Below are 17,627 nucleotides of genomic sequence, written 5' to 3' on the forward strand. Positions count from 1 at the left end.
TTTTACACTCCGGGATCTGGCCCTGCCCCTCTCTCTTATCAATCTGTTTGTCATCCGTATCCTGATATCCCTCTTTCTAATCCATGTGATTCTCTCTTATTTACACGCTGGAAGACGCCCAATATCCCTTGGCCAGATCATCAAATCCCCAATGCTCCCGTCCCACCCCTGGGAGAGATTGGCCTCTGTACCATGCGCGTCTTCCCATACAATGATTCGATCTTCAATCCAGCCGTGTAACTTCCAGAAATGATTATTCACATGACTTGAGAACGGCGATCCAAGCCAATCGTTAGATGGATCGAGAATATTCTGGGCTTCCGGTGGCGGCAATGAACTCCAGTGCAGATGCATCCACCCGTGGATGCCGAATTCCAATTCTCGACCTAAATCGTCTAGCGTTACCGATCTTAACCATTCGGGTTGGTATATCGTTCCGTCACGCGTTGTTGGTAAATATCGATGGTCCCTTGTTCTTTTGAGTTCCCGAATATTTGTAGATTAGGATTTCCCACTACAGGCATTGGCCAGACCTGATCCTTATGATCCCAAGATATTTCCAGCCATGGGGTGATGAAAGGTTTTATGTTGATGTTATGATCGTGATCATTGTGTGGATAGTTATTCTGAGCAACCCACGAATTCACCATCTGAATCATCTGTCTATGCATCTACAAGAAGTCGATACCCCGGAATCATTCTCAAATCAGGGAGGTTCCCAACCTTTTTTAATCAGTTGCTCACGTTGAGTACGTTCTAGACCATTCCACAAATTTTAGTGCCACAAAGCGTGGTACATTCTTACACGTTCCTGGTTGCCTTGATATGGTTTTCAATGTATGTCATCGGGGGCCATTACTGCAACTTAGTTTTTTAAATTATACGGAATTTAATTTTTAGTAATTTTAGTAAAAAATAGCATGTATATATAGTGCTCTTTTTACTAAATATATCACTGTTCCTGTTTCAGTAATCTTAACCCCTAAGAAAGGAAGGATTTATTTGGACCAAAAACTTAAAGAACTTTTAGATGTTAAAAGAGCTAATGAAAGTGTATTACTAAGTAAACCGAATGTCATTGGTGTTGATGTAGGGTTTAAACATGTCGGAGGGGAACGAACTGACGAGATTGCTATACGTGTATTTGTCAAAAAGAAAGAAAATGTGAAACCTAATGATGAAGTTCCTAAGACTATAAATGGCATAAAGACAGATGTTATTGAAGAAGAAGAGGTAGTATTACAAGTATTAGAAGTCCCGGTAGATGCGCCAGTTCTCGAAGTTGAAAGAGGAAGGTTTGAACCTTTAATCGGTGGAACTAGCATCGGGCCATGCAGAACTTTTATTAATAATAATGGCCAACAAGTTACTTATGTTGGTACACTTGGAGCTATCGTTAAGAAAGATAATGATAAACTTTACGCTTTGAGCAATTTCCACGTTATGTGCGTTGACAGTGCCTTTGCCCCGGGAGATGATATGACACAACCAGGTAGACCTGATGGCGGTAATTGCTCCAATGATCTAATTGGAAAACTCGATAATGCTTGTCTCAGTAGTAAATTTAATTGTCAAAACAAACAGATTGATGCAGCTATTTGCACAATTGAAAATAGACAAGTTTCATCCGAGATATTAAATATCGGTAGGGTAAAAGGTAAGGCTTTACCAGTGTTTGGGACAGCCGTTCGCAAACAAGGTCGTACTACTGATTTGACTTTTGGTTCTGTAGATGGTCTTGATCGCACCGTTACAATTAATTATGGATCTAGTATCGGTTTTGTGACATTAAAAAATCAAATTTCCATTAAACCGGATAAAAATCGAAATCCTAGATTTTCTGATGAAGGAGATTCAGGCTCAGTCATTGTTGATGAACAGAATCAAGTTATAGGGTTATTGTTTGGTGGTACTATAGATGGGTCAAGAACCTTTGCAAATCATTTTGGTGAGGTTGAAGAGGCTCTCGGAATTTCACTACTTACTGAGGTCCCTGTTCATACGTAATTAAAAACAAACTAATATGACTGGCTGCTTCAATCTAAATTAATGCTTTTTTTGAAGCAAGTTTTCTTTTTTAAACACTTTTCCTCCGATAAATAGGTAATTACAGTAATGAAGTCACGTTGAATAATGAAGACCCTGCTGACTACACATCAGCAGGGTCTATTAGTTTATAGTTTCGTTATTTTGGTTTCAATACAGTTTTTTAGTTCGTTCACATGATTTTTCTTCCAAGCATTGTCGAGTCTCAAAGTGGATATTAAGGTAGTCCTCACAGCAATTCCAAATAACAATTTTTCCTAACCACCGACCTCTTGACACAGTTTCATGTAATGGTCTGCACACAGTGCCAGTTCATCGCCATCAATCGGCTTTCAAATGTTCTACCGAGTGGTATTGCCATAATACCCACATTGGCCCATGAGTGATTCAACAACAAGGATACACCTTTTCTTTAATCTCCTGGGTGTCCAGGTACCCCAGATGATTTATTCTTCACAGTAAACCTTCCTTTAAAGATTTCTATATTATCCGGAATTTTTTCAGAACCTAGCTCTCTTTATTCGATGACCTACATAATAGTATTTATTAAACTACTATAAATGTTTATTTAAGTAGATAGGCAGCACTGATTTAGCATTATAGAAATGAAGATTCTCTCTCGAAAAATGGAAGTTACCTAAATGCAAAATCCTATGATGATTAGGACAAAGAATTATAATGTTTTTTGGTGAATTATCTAACGATTTTGAGAAAAGATCTATGTGATGTGCTTCGGATACTTGAATACTGAACTCAGGATAAGAACTATACCCGCAAATCTGGCATTTTCCTTCATATAACCTTTTTAAATCCTCTATAATCCACCTTTTGTATCTTCTAGTTTTAAGAAAGGCAGTGGACTCTTCTATTCTAGCTGAATCGTCCATCGTACCAAGAATCTGAATAAGTTCATCTTCATTCATATTAGAATTAATTAAGTTCTCCAAGTACGTATGGTCAATTGTTTTAATATACTTTCTTTCTATGTTCTTAAAAATTTCTTCTGATATGATTGGCTCTTGTCTATAAATTTCAAATCTAAACACTCTTCTTAGTTCACCTGTGACTGTTGTCCATTCATCTGCACAACTTAATTCGAGATACACTTTCAAATCATCAGGTAGAACATCTTGTTTCTTTGGTCTGCGTGGTTTTCCAAGCTCATCAAAGAAATATAAAAATTGTTCCTCTGCTACCTTTCTTAACTGTGAATTATACGCGTCGCTTACTAATGGATAAAAACATAGTATATCTTCTTCGAAATACACGAAATCGTAATCCATAATACCGAAGAACTGTAAGCTATGAATTTTCTCTTCAGTGTTGGATTTGAATTCATAGTCATTAAAATATTTAATTAAATCCTTAGAAAGATGTATTGAACCATAAAAATCAGTTTTAGTTAATAGTTTTCTTGCTATGATATTTGACGAGTTTATCATTATCCAATGCTTGTTCATGATTTGTTTGACTCCTCTTACAATGAACAGTTCATTGTAAAATATAAATTTGTTGATTAGTCAACAAATTCCTGATCATTATTGATTACCTTCAGGAAAATTAGTGACTAGTCATCATTGAAAATAATATAGAAGAATCAGCAAATTAATTCTTATTAATCGAACTCAAAAGAGATTGTTGCAAAAGCTTGAAGATGATGAAGGGATTCTCAAATTCGGAATTTTTGGGCATCATGGTCTTTCGAAATTTTATCCGTCTCGGAGAGAATCGTCGAGTCTAGAATGGCTTGGGCGTAAAGAACTTCCAAGCTATCAGTCCATGCTTGCGAAGGGAAATAAAACATTGGGTAAGTATTTTACGGTAACGGAACCCAAACTTTTGCACAAGGACTCTTCCCTCAATCACGCGATGTTCTCGTCATATATGAATTGAATGCTACGTAGTCTTGTTGGAATTCATTTGGCAGACACGAGTGCTGAAATTCGGGTGCAAGCCATTTTGAACTGATCCCAAAAAGTTAGACACAGACAGACTTAGGCTGCTACAGAGGACTGAATGCGGTATTCTACCGGCGACAGTCCTCTGTGCTTTTGTTTGGTTCTTCAATAGTTGTAATAGTGTATATATTGATGTAGTTCTTAAATGAAATGTTCAATGGATTCAAATTCTTGAATATACAGAAGTTCCGTCTTTAAGATCCCAAAGGAATTCTCTACCACGGAGTTATCCAGGCAGTTCCCTCGGCGCGACATACTTTGTGTGACTCCTCTCTCAGAGAGTATATACTGGTATCACTTTTGGTTGATATTTCCACCCTTGATCAGAGTGCAGAATGAGATTATGTTGCTCTGGTAGCTTTTCTAAGGCTTTTTCGAGCATCTCTGTGACCATGGAGAGGGTTGGTCTTCTAAATACGGTGTAACTGATGATTTCACGGTTATACAGATCCATAATCGGAGGAAAATATATCTTTTGTCCAAACAAGTGGAATTCCGTCACATCAGTAACTTTATTTTAATCCTGAAGTTTATCAAGCGTGCGTCTATATTTGATACTGCCCTGTTTTGCAATTTCAATCACTTTATTCGTATCTGCGATTGTAAACTCTGGGATCTGGCCCTGCCCATCTCTCTTTTCAATCTGTATGTCATCCGTATCCTGATATCCCTCTTTCTTATTCATGTGATCCTCTCTTTGTCCTGCATGGGTTCATTCTTAAGGGAATGTGTATCTGGCAGCCACTTCATCTTATCATTTTCTAGAAATGAATATTCTGCTTGTGCGCATACCAAATATGTTCTTACCAAATCAATTATTAATCAATAGAAGTATTAGTATATTTTTGATTTTATAGGAATATACTTTTTGTCTGTACTACATTTGTCTGGGTCGCATTTGTAATACTAGGCGTAATCAATAAGGTCAAACTAACAAGGTAATAAAGACTCTACTCAGTGATAACGACCCTTCTGTTAGTTAATAATCAATACTAGAATGATCAATCAATTCTACGGTTCCCGATTCATATAACGCTTGGTAGAAGTCGTCAATGATAATTCTTTTTTGTTGGTGATTTCTTCCTACTGGTCTTGTTGAACTAAAAGTAAAATGAACTATATCCTTTGCCCGTGTAAGAGCGACAAAAAAAGCGGAAGTATCTTCGCTTCTCTGGTTCGTAAAATTAAAAAAGGCAGTATCCTCTAATCCAAGAAAGATAACCGTTTTAAATTCCAATCCCTTGCTTTTGTGAATAGTCATAATTGAAACGGTATCTTCCCCAAGAAGATTATTGATTGCTACCTTCATTGAGCCTGGTGAAGCACCATATTCATCCCATAAGAATCTAACCAGTTTATTTTTCAATACTTCAATGTAATTTGATCTCAGATACTGTGGATAATATGATTTTATAGCATCAATTGAGTAAAAATCTGAAATTTTATTAATAAGTATCATTAAATCGTTCACGTCTGCGAGAGTTCTTATATCTCCTTTGATTTGGTTTACAAATTTACCTAACTCTTGTTGGGTTTTATAGTTTTCCTCAGAACCATCGTCCACCATCCTAAGATCAAACAAGATTTTTTTACAATAACTCCAGGCGTTAGCGTCACGTCGCACAGCCATAATCAGAGTATTAATACATAGCATTATATAATCTTCTTTAAGAAAATCCTGGTAGATAACTTCATTACGCGCCTGTATTCCAAGTTTATTTAAGGCGGTAATAATTTCACCGGAATAATCATCAACAGATCGCTTTAAAAGAATACATATATCATCAGGTTTATGACTCCTATCAGAAATGTAACCTCGAACGATATCCGAAATTATCCGTGCTTCCTGAACATGGTTCTCAAAGAAATGAATAAAAGCCTGCCCATCAGTGGATTGCCATTTGGAATTAGTTTGTATAAGATAAGCAGACTCGTCCAGTCTGGAAAAAAACATCTTTTGAATCTCCACAAGTCTAGGAGCAGAGCGATGATTCATCACTAAACGATGCATTTGGGCATGAAAGTCGGACATAAAAGTTGAGAATACTTCCTTCATTGCACCTGCCCATAGCATTATCCTCTGTTTTTTATCTCCTACCGCTGTGAGAACAGAATCAGAATTATAAAAACATGTTTTAACCAAATGATACTGAAGACTCGTTGTATCTTGAAATTCATCCAAGAAAACATGGCTATAGGTCATCTGAAGAGATTTTCTCAGTATTGGGTTAACCTCTAACAAATACACTGCTAATCTTGTAAGCATTGTAAACGATAACCTAGCGGATTCCATGTACTCCCCCTTCAATAATATATTCCACGCAGCCTGTGTAGGGAGATCAACTTCTGTAGAAATTGGCAATGGATACTTTACAATCTCCCTTTCCAAAAAACTATTAATATTTCTGCTGTTCATTCCTCCAGGCTCAAACCCAGCAAGGTCATACGCTCTTCTAATATCATTTTGAGTGCGATCCGACACTGCAATTTCATAAAGATCATTTGGGCGATAGGCTTCAGGAATGGCCATATAAAACTGATCCACAAGGCTTTTAGCAAATGCATCATATGTCACCGATTTAAAGCGCCTTGAGAGTTCTGCCCCACAACGCTTCTCTACTCTTTCAGTAAGATTTTTGGCAGCATCCCTTTTAAAGCTAATTGCTAGAATTTTTTTAGAGCCCCTGCATGAATTCGTTTCAAGTAGGAAACTTGCTCTTTGAGCAAGCAATTCTGTTTTCCCAGCTCCTGGGCCAGCTATAACTAAAGCATTTTGTTCACTTTTTACTGCATCTAATGCAGCTGGTTCCAGTATTAAACCGTCTGTTGGCATCCAAATGTCTTTATCGATATATCTCATATCAATCTTCCTTCTCAGCCCCATTAAGTATTTGTTCGACTTTGGAGAGTAGTCGCTTCAATGGATCTGGTAAATACGTTTTTAAATCGTCATCTGTGATATGAAGTAATGCCAGTCGATGAGTAACAGGCTTCCCGCGCTGTAAGAAGAAATAGTCGTACCACACCATTAATTTTTTTTGATGATCAGAATAAGTTTCTCCACTACCTCCTCTTTTTTTCAATGTGTGGTTCATGGATAAGGTTACGCGCTCTAAATAACTTGTTTGAGGAGGATCCTCATCTTCGATGTCTACGACCTTCCCATCCCCATCTATGTACGGACCTTCATTTCTTCTTAGTATGCTCTTATAAGCCACCGGGAATGCTTCCAGCATCATAAAGTCTAGGTCTAAAGGATCTGAAAAGAAAATATTGAAGCCTTCCAAGAGTTTTATCCAAGCTTGCTGAACTCCTACATTCTTCTCATCCCATTTGTTCATCTCATTTAAGTTAGCTAAAGCACCATCACTCATTTTTAGCAAGTTATCTCTGTTCACACCAACTTCAATCAGTTGCTCCAGAGCATACTTTACTCGCCCCCAACCTCCTCCATAACGCTCTTTATCTAAATCCAACAATGTAATAAAAGGGATATCTAATTCACTTAAAAGCTTCCAAAAATGATTTACATGTCTTCCCCCAAGTGGTACCACAGATATAGATAAACTATCGATATGCTTCTCATCTTCTAATTCAATAATTTTAGGGATAATTATTTCTTCACTATCTCCCTCACCTAAAATGACTAATTTAGAGAAATAAATCTCCGGGTATGCCCTCACCGCTTCTTTAACATACTTGTAGGCTTCTTCATTTTCAGGAGATCCACTTTTTAGAGGAAGGATTATTTTTTTTACCTTTGTTATTAATTCTGGTAAATAAATACTGAAATACCTAATGGATTCAGGTAATACTCTTTTTACAATAGAAGCGGTATGTGATGTAAGTATTACCTGAGAATTCTTCTTAGATGCAATCCTCTTCAGATTTAAAATAATATTACCAAGTAAATGAGGTGATACGTGATTCTCAGGTTCTTCAATAGCCAAAATCGTAATTGCCGGAATCTGAAGATTAAAAACTGGAGCACCTTCCTCTTTGCTTCCCTCTAAAGCTTGCTGTTCAATCTCTAAAAAGGTGTCTACAAGTGACAGGTAAAATAAAGACCGGAGACCGTCTCCTAGTGAATCCATTGAATACGCCTTTTGTGTTACAGAAGGCATGAAATCAACTTCAAACTTTTTTATCAACTGATCCAGATCAGTACTATTGAATCTTATATTTGCTTCTGAGTACCTAGCATCTTTATAGTACATCTTCCAATGGTCCTTCAAGGAACTCCTAACCCTTTCCAGACCTGCTTCCTCAAATAATGAATCCTCAGCTTCTTTCAGTTGATTTTTTATGTTTTCTTTGGTTTCACTTGACCAATTAATGCCTTTTAATACCCTCCATAATAAAGTTCCTGTAGCGTTCCTTAGAAGTGTAGAGGGGTTTCGAATCGCTGGTACATAGATGATTTTGATTTGAGAAAGATCACTCTGTGAAATTTTTGTAGTAACGTCATTGGTAGACACATAAACAATTCTACTTTCTATCAAGCCGTCTGGGGTGTTGCCCTGCTCCCAAGAAGCTTCTAATCTAATCCTTAAGTAAGGAGCTTCTCCTGTTTTGTCCACTAAAAAATGTTCAAAGAAGGTTGGTACTGCATATTGAATCTCATCACTCTCGCCCTCAACCTCTGGAAAAGAAAAATTAGCTTCAATATACAACTCCCTCTTTTCAGAATCCTCCAACACTTCATTCTGAGGAACGTAAAAGTCAGTTTTCTCCAGCATTTTTTCCGCATTAGTCTCACCAAACAACTTAGTTAATGCCTGTAATGCCGCGCTTTTCCCACTACTATTAGAGCCAATAAATGTTGTAATATCTTCAAAGTCGATAGACGTCTCCTCAGAACCATAACAACGAAAGTTACTAATAATTACTTTACTAAGCCTCATAATGTAGCGCACCTCTACTTTCTACCTATTAAGATTATAAACAACTTTATTATTCTTGTTTCAAATCGTCCATAGTCTATAGAACTACTGACTGTATATTTCCGCACAATAAATAAGCCTTTAGTAATACTTTATTATGTAATTCTACATTCAAAGGAAATCTATGTAAACAAAATCTAATGAAACAACAACAGGTCCAAAGACTCATATTAACTCAAACTCTTTTAAGAAAGCATAAAAAAGAAGAAACAGATTTTCCGCGTTTCTTCTTTTTTTAGCTAGTGCATATTTCGTTGCTTGTTTAAGTAGGTCGACACTCCAAGTTGATGTACAGTTGTTGGCGCAAGTGACGTAACGTTATTTCCTTAGATGTTCAATAATAATCCATATAAGGAATTATTCACAAGAACAAATCAATTTGGTCAAAACTTTGATAAGCTATCTTAATCCCGTTAGAGACCTGCTCAGGGTCGTAGACATGCATTAAAATGACACGCACTCGATCCCATTACCTTCATCTCTCCTTACCGTCAGGATGAGATAATCTCCTCTCGGCAAGAAATACTTTGCTGAACTACCCAAGCATTCGTGATATCTCAATCCTTTTCTAAGTTAGCAACAGAACATCTACAAAAAAACAACCAGCTATAACCAGTTGTTATACGTTTTTAAGTTACAAAATATTCTTTTGGGGTTTACCACTCAGTTTAGTGGCTCGTTCACACTTGTTACTTTGAAAAGAATCGATAATTTGTTTCGAATTTTAGCGGAACAATTAGGAGTAGTATGAAAGGATTACTATCTGATCGATTCATTTGAGCAAAGGACAAGAACTAGACCCTTCAAATGATTTGTTTTGCCCTCTGATATGTGTTGTGGTTCTAAACTTTATACTAGATATTTCTCTGCCCGAGTGGTCACGGGACGTCACAAACACATATTTTCCATTGAGGCAGCAACAACTCTTATTACGATTCAAGAGTTAATACCATAGCAACACAATTGATGGTTTCAACTGAATTGCTATTCAAAAATCTCTTTGTAAATATTAATCATCTTACGAATATTCTTCTTTTCTTGTGTCATAAGTTTTGAAATAAAAATGTGAATTAGCTCATTTTTATCTATATTTTTTTCAATGGGGTTGTCGCCAAAATAAAAAAACTCAGAAGGGCTCATTTCTAATGCTCTAATCAGCTTTTCAAGTGTTTCGATAGAAATATTCCTCTCCCCTCTCTCTACTCCTCCTATATATGTACTTTGTAACTGAGCACGCTCGCCAAGTTGCTCTTGGGTTAAGCCGCGCAATTTTCTTATTTGACGAATACGAACCCCAATAAGTTCAGCTAAATCAGTCACTGATACCACCACCTACATTAAGCGTAAATAGATGAGTGAAATCAAAACAGATCATTATACTATAAATACCATTGTAAAAAGAACTTATAAGTTCTATATTTATTTTATTCATCAAACATAATGGAGTGACAATATTATGGACCAAAGAATACCGCAACAAGTTGTTATTGAAAATGTGATCCAAAGCAAAATGCGTGGCAAGGTTATTTATCAAAGTAACGTGCCAGCCCCAATAGCGTTAAACCTGACTTTTGTTAAACCTTATGACGATAAGTCAGGAAAAGGATACCAGCGCCCAGTAGATCCTAAACGTTGTCATGACTTTGCTTTGTACTTATCCAAAGGCGATGATGCTTTATTCACGCCTGTGTTGTTAAATGCTTGTTCTAACTGGGAGTTTAGTGCTTATGACAAACTACGACCTAATTATGGCCGCTTATTCTGTAAAGGGAAGGCTTCTCTTATGGATGGACAGCATCGGCTTGGTGGCATTCAGAGGTATATCCAAGAAACAAACGCAGATATCATGGTTCCTTTCTTAGCGTTTCATTCTTTGGATGAAGATGAGGAGATTCAGTTGTTTGATATCATCAACACTAAAGCCAAAGGGATCGGCCCTTCCCTCAGTAAATACTTAAGGCGTGACTCTGATGAGCTAAGCTGGGTTGCCACCGAATTACTTGTACGCAAAGAAAGCCCGTTTTATAACATTGGCAGTATTATCGGGAAACGAGTTAAAGGCCGTCACATTACCTTGCAAAATGTATATCGCACCCTTCATTTTTTATTTAAGAAGGATGATGTAGCATTATTGTCAAAAGAGGAAAAACTCAATATTGCACTACATTATTACAATACATTAAAAGACACATTTTCTTATGAATGGTTGGATTATGGCGGTCATCGTATAACTCATATAGTTTGTCTAGATGCATTGTCTATAGCTGCTGGGATTGTACTAGACAAGTTTTTTTCAATTGAAAAAAAGAAAATTGACTACACGTCACTAACCCAGGCTGTACAAAAACTGAAGGATATAGATTGGTCTTCAACTGGACATCTTCGATACCTTAAGGGATTGTCTGGATCTAAGTCTTTAGCGACTGAACTTGCAGACATCATGACTAAATAATTAAAAAGAGCCTGCAGAATTGAATGAATCTGCAGTGCTCTTTTGGTTTAATTGATTTTTCTGAGTGATTTCAAAAATATTGACTTGCGACAGACTTTACCATTAACTGAGTATCTACCAAACTTCATTTCGATCCGATCATTAGAAACAACAATTACCTCGCTCATTCTTAATGTTCTATTAGTATGCAATGAGCCATTCCAAAAAACGTATTCATTATTTCAACTGAACATTATTAAAAAAATAATAGTTCTCTGAATTCCTAATGTGATTTTCTAAGATGATTGGTTCTAATTTCTATCTTATCAAGTATACAAAATTTTGTGATCCTTACTTCTCAGTAAATATAGACACATTAGTTCCTTTTTATTCTCATTTACAAAATACCATATTTTTCGTTTGTCTGTTCTAGATAAGTCACTCATAACCAATATCGAAAAAGTGATTTATTATTTCTAATCTATTCGATTCCTCTTGTAGGCTTTTTGTTTTATTCGTCTTTTCTTAACAGAATTATATGGACACAGAAGATGCAATTCCTTTTTTTCTTTTTTTTCTTTCCACCAGTGAAATTCATAACTTTCATTATCTGACCAGGGTAATTTAGCAATGTAAAATGGAACATCGTTCTGATCGAATGGAATAGTACCGACTTCAACACGTCTATTAGCAAAATCCGCCGATTTCTCCAACCAATTCAAAAAATAATGATAGGCAAAGTGAATAATAATTCGATTAAGTCCCCATTTTAGAGATGCCCGACTTTCAAGTGTTATATCTTCGGTTTCCCTTCTAAAGTAGCGATATAGCTCTGAAAGTTGATACGAAAAGTAAGGAGGGAAACGTAAATAGGGTCCTTCACTTCGGTCAGGAGTTCTACAATTATCTACTCCTCCAAGAAAAAAATAATTCTGTAAAGAATGTCGCCAGTTTAAATATGCATAAGCATAAGGACAAAGAGGTTCATTATTTTTTTCTTCTAAGCTTCTAAAAAAATGTTTAATACAAGTTTTATGATCCGATAATTCTTTCCTAATATGCTTTGCTAACCCGCTAATTGTTATTTCAAATGACTGATTCAGTTCTTTGATGAATTCAAGATACTTCATTTTCCATATATAATCACTATTAATTTTTGGATAGTACTTTTTGGTATATATTTGATCTTCACGCTTCTCTTTTATTCCTCTTATATTTTTAATATATGAGGAGCTAGATACTACGTAATGATTATGTTTATCAAATTCATCAGTTAAAGATTTACGTTCATCTTCCTTCTTAATTAAATCGTACACTTTTTCAAGTGAGTTAGGCATTGAAGCCCAATCAAAATTAGGATCAATAAAAAGGCTCGCCAATCGTTCAACCTGAGAATCATTTAGATTTATCCATTTTTTCACTACTTCCGAGTGTAACTCTTCTATAGAAGTAGGCTTCCAGTCAATTAAGGAATAATCATTATATGATAGGAAATTGTATCCACATCTGCAGATAAAGGGGGCTCTAAATTCATTGCGCAGTAACAGATAGGGAATCTTAGAGCTACAAGATGGACACTCGTATTTCAAAGGTGTTAGATGATATGGGCAGTCGCTTAAAAGGACAAATTGGTGAAATAAACTATGATAACCCTTTTTAAAGCATTGTTCACAATAAGCAAGTTCTCTCCGGAAAAAAATTGGGCTTTCGAATTTCTTTAGACCGTCAAAATGCCAATCCGGCATTACTCCTACAATGTTCATCACATTCCTTTCATTTGTTGAGATAAGGTCATATTGTAAGCCCTCTAAAAGTTTACTAGGATCAAAAGCATTTAGATTAATAAGATCTCTAATTAGATTACTTGAAGGATTTTTCAAAGCCCTAACCCTTTCATTTCCAAAGAGCTGAAGAATGTCCTTCATATCTGCCTCATTAGCGTGTTTGAATTTTTCAAATACCCCCCATGGAGATTCAAAGGGAGAAATCCAATTTGACCTCCAACAAATCTTAGCATACATAGTTTTATCAACCTTTTTTTCTTCTAAGTGAAAAATAGTTGCCATTTTTACCTCACCTGATTAAGATAAGACATCCATATATATTTCGTTTTCGATATAACCTGATTTTTGGATAGCTTCTTGCCAGTGTACCTTGGTTAGATAATCTACAGCTTTTCCATCCATACCAAATTTTTTTAAAACATATTCTACAGACAAGGTAAAGTATTGCATCGGAATCTCAAACTCACCATGTAAACCATTTTCGGTTCTTAATTCATTGAAAATATCATAAATATCTTTTGCATAATTTTTAAGTCTAAAATTATCTTCAAAGGAGTCAGGAAAATAATATCTTGTGTACGACCAACCACTTCCAACAGGATATTCCGATTCTACGTCGTAACCATCTAAGCAGGTTTCTATATCATCCATTTTTTTAATTCCCGAAAATTTATATTCATGCACCATAAATCGCCCGACAATTTGAGCCTTTTTTGCACTTAAAAAAGCCGTTCGTTGATAAATCAGCTCCTCTTGTCCAACCAGAATTACAGTTAAGCTAATTCCATCCGCCTCCAACTTATTATAAATATCCATGAGAATCTCATATTGTAATTCCACAAGACTTTGAGCGTCGTCAATAAAGAAAATAATTCGATGAGTTCCAGATGTCTCGGCCTTCTCCTTTAAAAACTTAATTATTCGCTCTCTTTTCATGATAGTTTTACCTGAATAAGGAATTGCATGGCCTACGCCTATTAATAGTTCTTCTAAGTACTTATTCTCGTTCATTGTCTTATTCCCCAAGTCACATAACATATGATATATCGGTAAATTTTCTCCAAAATCATACGGGAGTGCTTGGGATAAGTAGCGAATAGCTCTCGATTTTCCTAGTCTGGGCCGCCCATAAGCCAGTCCACCAGGTGAACGATTTTCTATCCACTGCTTAATTTCTTCATACATTTTTGCAACTTCCTTAGTACCAATAAGATATGTTGTTCTTTCAACCGGGTGACTTCCCAGAAGAACATGAGGACGTTCAATAGCGCTCATATAACCACCTCCAATTTAGTAGTTGAAAGTTTTTAAGGGCTTTAAATTCGTTTCATTTTGTTTTAATGACGAAGGCTGAGTTGAAGATTGATTATTTTCACATACATTTCGCTCTGTTACATGCACGCTTTCTTGAATTTCAAGCTGCCGTCTTTCTTCTTCTTTAGTTTTTCGTAAAACTTCTGCATAACGATTTCGATAACGTTTGCTTTTAAGACTTTTTTTCTTTATAAATTCGTGATAGATAACAACTGGATTTTGATACTGAGTAAAAGATATTTTCCCATCATCACGCAATTTGTTTATTGCCTTACGCTCAACTAACGAGTGGGGATTTATTCCCCACTTTCCAGATGCCGTTAGGTACCCAAACTCACTGCCATCTGGCAGAAATGCTCGAATAACTCTTAAATCTTCAGTATTTATAACCAATGTTAATTCTATTCCTATTAAAAAAGGACTATTAGAAAGAACAGCACTTCGATAGTCTACTCCTTCATAATGAATAAATGGACGCTTTCCATTCTTCACATTACCTCGTATTTTTCTTTTCTGTTGTAAGGAAAAGAAAAGTATATCCTTCCTTTTAAAAGGTTCTAGTGTTCGAGGGCTCATATTTCTTAATTCTATTCTTTGTTTCATTAGTTCAAGAGGCGAAAAATTGTTTATACCTCCATGAGGCGTACCATTATAATCTGAGATAAGAACATCTGTGAGTTCTTCTAAGTCTTCTAAGGAGATTTCATAACGTTTGGCTGCGCTCTCTGGTTCTTTTCTAATTGGATCATTTGGATGACTTCCGGTTGTACTTATCAAATTATGAAACCCCCGGTTTTCAAACGTACGAAAAAACCGTTCAATGATTCCTCTGAATTCCGGTACTCCAGCAGGGCCTGGATTTATCCTGCAATCAACCACATGATATAACCGATCACGAACCATAAGAGATAAATTAGCCTTTGCATTGTCGCAACTTAGTTCATCCCATAACGCCCATTCTGCTTGCGGTATTACTTCAGATGGGAATCCACCTGATTCGTGATAAACTAAGCCATCTATGAATAATACTCTTTTTGAATAGGGCACAATTGCATTTTTAATACACTTAAGGACATCGTATTGCGTATATTCTTTATTAAAGCTTAGATGATAGCCAATTATAACTCGAGTGGCTACATCAATAATAACCAGTAACCATATACGCTCTATTGTGTCAGTTACCCAATCTCCTTCAGGAGTTTTATAAGTAATTGTAAAAAAAGCATCAATTCGATGTCCATCAAATTGAACTCTTTGGTATGGCCGAACTAGCAAGGGAGTTGTGAACTCAAAATTATTTGAATTTATTTTCTTTGCATTTCGTGATGCTTCTGAACCATACAGACTTGCGGCTGCAACAAAATGATTGAATTCATTTGTTTTAAAATATCTGTATAAAGATCTCTTTCCACGATCTGATGTATTAAGTGGATAATCTCTTTCCCCTAATCCTTCTTTTTTACATAGTTCTATAAAGTAACTATGAATATCTTTCCTTCTTACAAATTGCGGTGCTTTACAAGAACCAATTTTTCGCAAGTGTGCTTTGCTAATCTTTTCTTTTATTGTCGGATAATCATCCATTAGTTTTGAAAAAGCTCCAGGTAACTTTTTGGCATGATCTTGTACAGTATTCGTATTCAAATCCACAGATGTTTGGGCTTTTCTTTGATAATTAGAAATTCTTTTTTGTGGTATGAGAGCTCGAAATCCCCAAATGATGTTTGTATCCTTATCCCACATCAAGCATCTTTTTATCAGACGAGTAATCTCTTTTTCATTAATACCCGCAGCTTCAAAAATTTCTTTGTTGGTTAACTTTTGTTCCATGTATAAACTAACTGCAAGTTCACGTCTTTCATATAATTTAAGATCATCTTGATTCAATAATAACTTATTTACTATCGGCCAATTTGACAAATCGAGATATTTCTCGTGCATTTGGAACAATTGTAATAGACGTTTTCTACTCAACGTAAATACACCTCCGTTTCAGGACCAAGAGGCTTTTGATCAATGTTACTTGAAACTAATTGCTGGATGATCAATACATACAGAGTCTTTTGAAATTCATATATATTAGAGTTTTCTGATAATTGCGTCTCAAGATCCATTATGTTGTTTATGCCTTCTTGGACCTGGCTTATTATTCTATTTTTTAACTCCATATTTATTGAAGAGATATCAAAATTATAGGGAAGCAGACGTTTTTTATTTTCTAACAGGATTCGGTTTGAATATATCTCTTTCTCCGTTATAATAATATGTTTGTGTTTATTAAACTGTGCCCACAGCTTTACAGCATTAATTTTCTCAATAACGCTGGTACTGAAATTTCCATTATGCGGTTCGATTTTATTAGTATGTGTGATATTAACAAATTCCTCACAATGTTTCCTTTTTACCCACATATCAATCATAGCCTTGTCCGGTTTATCAAAATATGAGTGGTTGATTTCAAATGGTTTTTCGCAATAATTTGTTACCTCCGGATCCATTTCAATTAATACCCAGTGATCATATTCTAGCTCTCCATAAAACGTGACTTCTCGGTTAAGCTTTTTACTAAAAGCAAACCATCTATTTACCCCAAGCTTATTTAACTTTATAGGTGTGTACATACATTCACCCCTTTATGGAAGAAATTGTATCAATGAAATAATTCGTCAAATATTTCAGTATTCCTTTTTCTAAGAAAATCTAATTATGTCGAAATAAATCCTATAATATCGATTAAAACGAAAATATCTTATGTCATTCCCTAAAGTAAACTAGCTATATATCCGCCGCTTTAAATATTACAAACTCCTCTTAAGGGATAAACTTGTTGTCATTCTCCTCGAAAGAGGTAAACTTGTTGTCGCAATTTAGTGACAACAAGTCTCCCCTAAATATAAAAAAATCCTGATTTTATCAGGACTTAGTAAGGGATAAACTTGTTGTCACTGTACATTTCTGGTGTACATTGACACAAAATCCCCTACTAAAATGACACAAAGTTCCCTACTTTAGTAGTTAAATCATACTTTTGAGTGACTTAGTTCTTTTTCTTCAAGCGAATGAGGTAATTTTTTTTATTTATCAAGCTAAGTAGGTAACTTTGTGTCATTCTCCCAGTCAGGTAGGCAATTTAGTGTCACTTACTTGACGC

At 35.7% G+C, this 17,627-nt stretch carries 13 protein-coding genes and 1 pseudogene; 2 read left to right on the forward strand and 12 right to left on the reverse strand.

Annotated features, from left to right (window positions below; all coding sequences use genetic code 11):
- Positions 1 to 96 precede the first annotated feature (96 nt).
- Positions 97 to 354, reverse strand: a complete 258-nt coding sequence (locus tag ACM1ND_RS13265; protein ID WP_418027935.1) for a hypothetical protein — start codon at positions 352 to 354, stop codon at positions 97 to 99.
- Between the two features lie 56 nt (positions 355 to 410).
- Complete coding sequence (locus ACM1ND_RS13270; RefSeq protein WP_418027937.1) at positions 411 to 659, reverse strand: hypothetical protein; 249 nt, start codon at positions 657 to 659, stop codon at positions 411 to 413.
- Between the two features lie 343 nt (positions 660 to 1,002).
- Here ACM1ND_RS13270 and ACM1ND_RS13275 point away from each other — a divergent pair, with 343 nt between their 5' ends.
- A complete protein-coding gene (locus tag ACM1ND_RS13275) occupies positions 1,003 to 2,007 on the forward strand; it encodes a hypothetical protein (RefSeq protein ID WP_418027939.1) in 1,005 nt (334 codons plus the stop codon).
- 593 nt (positions 2,008 to 2,600) lie between these two features.
- On the opposite strand, the gene ACM1ND_RS13280 is transcribed toward ACM1ND_RS13275, so the two are convergent.
- The 6 genes and pseudogenes from ACM1ND_RS13280 to ACM1ND_RS13305 form a co-directional block, all read right to left on the reverse strand.
- Positions 2,601 to 3,506 carry an HNH endonuclease gene (locus ACM1ND_RS13280; RefSeq protein WP_418027941.1) on the reverse strand — a complete coding sequence of 302 codons (906 nt, stop codon included), beginning with the start codon at positions 3,504 to 3,506 and terminating at the stop codon, positions 2,601 to 2,603.
- A 534-nt stretch (positions 3,507 to 4,040) separates the two neighbouring features.
- Positions 4,041 to 4,515, reverse strand: a pseudogene (locus tag ACM1ND_RS13285) (IS3 family transposase); the annotation flags it as partial.
- Between the two features lie 6 nt (positions 4,516 to 4,521).
- Complete coding sequence (locus ACM1ND_RS13290) at positions 4,522 to 4,689, reverse strand: hypothetical protein (protein WP_418027943.1); 168 nt, start codon at positions 4,687 to 4,689, stop codon at positions 4,522 to 4,524.
- Between the two features lie 294 nt (positions 4,690 to 4,983).
- Complete coding sequence (locus tag ACM1ND_RS13295; RefSeq protein WP_418027944.1) at positions 4,984 to 6,864, reverse strand: UvrD-helicase domain-containing protein; 1,881 nt, start codon at positions 6,862 to 6,864, stop codon at positions 4,984 to 4,986.
- A 1-nt stretch (position 6,865) separates the two neighbouring features.
- Positions 6,866 to 8,908: an ATP-dependent nuclease gene (locus ACM1ND_RS13300; RefSeq protein ID WP_418027946.1), complete on the reverse strand. Its 2,043-nt coding sequence runs from the start codon at positions 8,906 to 8,908 to the stop codon at positions 6,866 to 6,868.
- Between the two features lie 1,023 nt (positions 8,909 to 9,931).
- A complete protein-coding gene (locus ACM1ND_RS13305) occupies positions 9,932 to 10,267 on the reverse strand; it encodes a helix-turn-helix domain-containing protein (protein WP_418027948.1) in 336 nt (111 codons plus the stop codon).
- A 136-nt stretch (positions 10,268 to 10,403) separates the two neighbouring features.
- On the opposite strand from ACM1ND_RS13305, the gene ACM1ND_RS13310 reads away from it, so the two are divergent.
- Complete coding sequence (locus ACM1ND_RS13310; RefSeq protein ID WP_418027950.1) at positions 10,404 to 11,399, forward strand: DGQHR domain-containing protein; 996 nt, start codon at positions 10,404 to 10,406, stop codon at positions 11,397 to 11,399.
- 455 nt (positions 11,400 to 11,854) lie between these two features.
- Here the strand turns inward: ACM1ND_RS13310 and ACM1ND_RS13315 are convergent, their stop codons facing one another.
- Genes ACM1ND_RS13315 through ACM1ND_RS13330 form a run of 4 tightly spaced genes read right to left on the reverse strand, consistent with a single transcriptional unit; the run spans position 11,855 to position 17,097 of the window.
- Positions 11,855 to 13,444, reverse strand: coding sequence for a hypothetical protein (locus ACM1ND_RS13315; protein ID WP_418027952.1), 1,590 nt, complete (start codon positions 13,442 to 13,444; stop codon positions 11,855 to 11,857).
- A gap of 15 nt (positions 13,445 to 13,459) precedes the next feature.
- Positions 13,460 to 14,437: an ATP-binding protein gene (locus ACM1ND_RS13320; protein ID WP_418027954.1), complete on the reverse strand. Its 978-nt coding sequence runs from the start codon at positions 14,435 to 14,437 to the stop codon at positions 13,460 to 13,462.
- Between the two features lie 15 nt (positions 14,438 to 14,452).
- Positions 14,453 to 16,450, reverse strand: a complete 1,998-nt coding sequence (locus ACM1ND_RS13325; protein ID WP_418027956.1) for a hypothetical protein — start codon at positions 16,448 to 16,450, stop codon at positions 14,453 to 14,455.
- Positions 16,447 to 17,097, reverse strand: a complete 651-nt coding sequence (locus tag ACM1ND_RS13330) for a hypothetical protein (protein WP_418027958.1) — start codon at positions 17,095 to 17,097, stop codon at positions 16,447 to 16,449. Before ACM1ND_RS13330 ends, ACM1ND_RS13325 begins: the two co-directional genes overlap by 4 nt.
- Between the last annotated feature and the right edge of the window lie 530 nt (positions 17,098 to 17,627).

It is taken from the genome of Paenibacillus sp. JJ1722, from assembly GCF_048282685.1.
In the GTDB taxonomy this organism is placed as follows: Bacteria; Bacillota; Bacilli; order Paenibacillales; family Paenibacillaceae; genus Paenibacillus; species Paenibacillus polymyxa_B.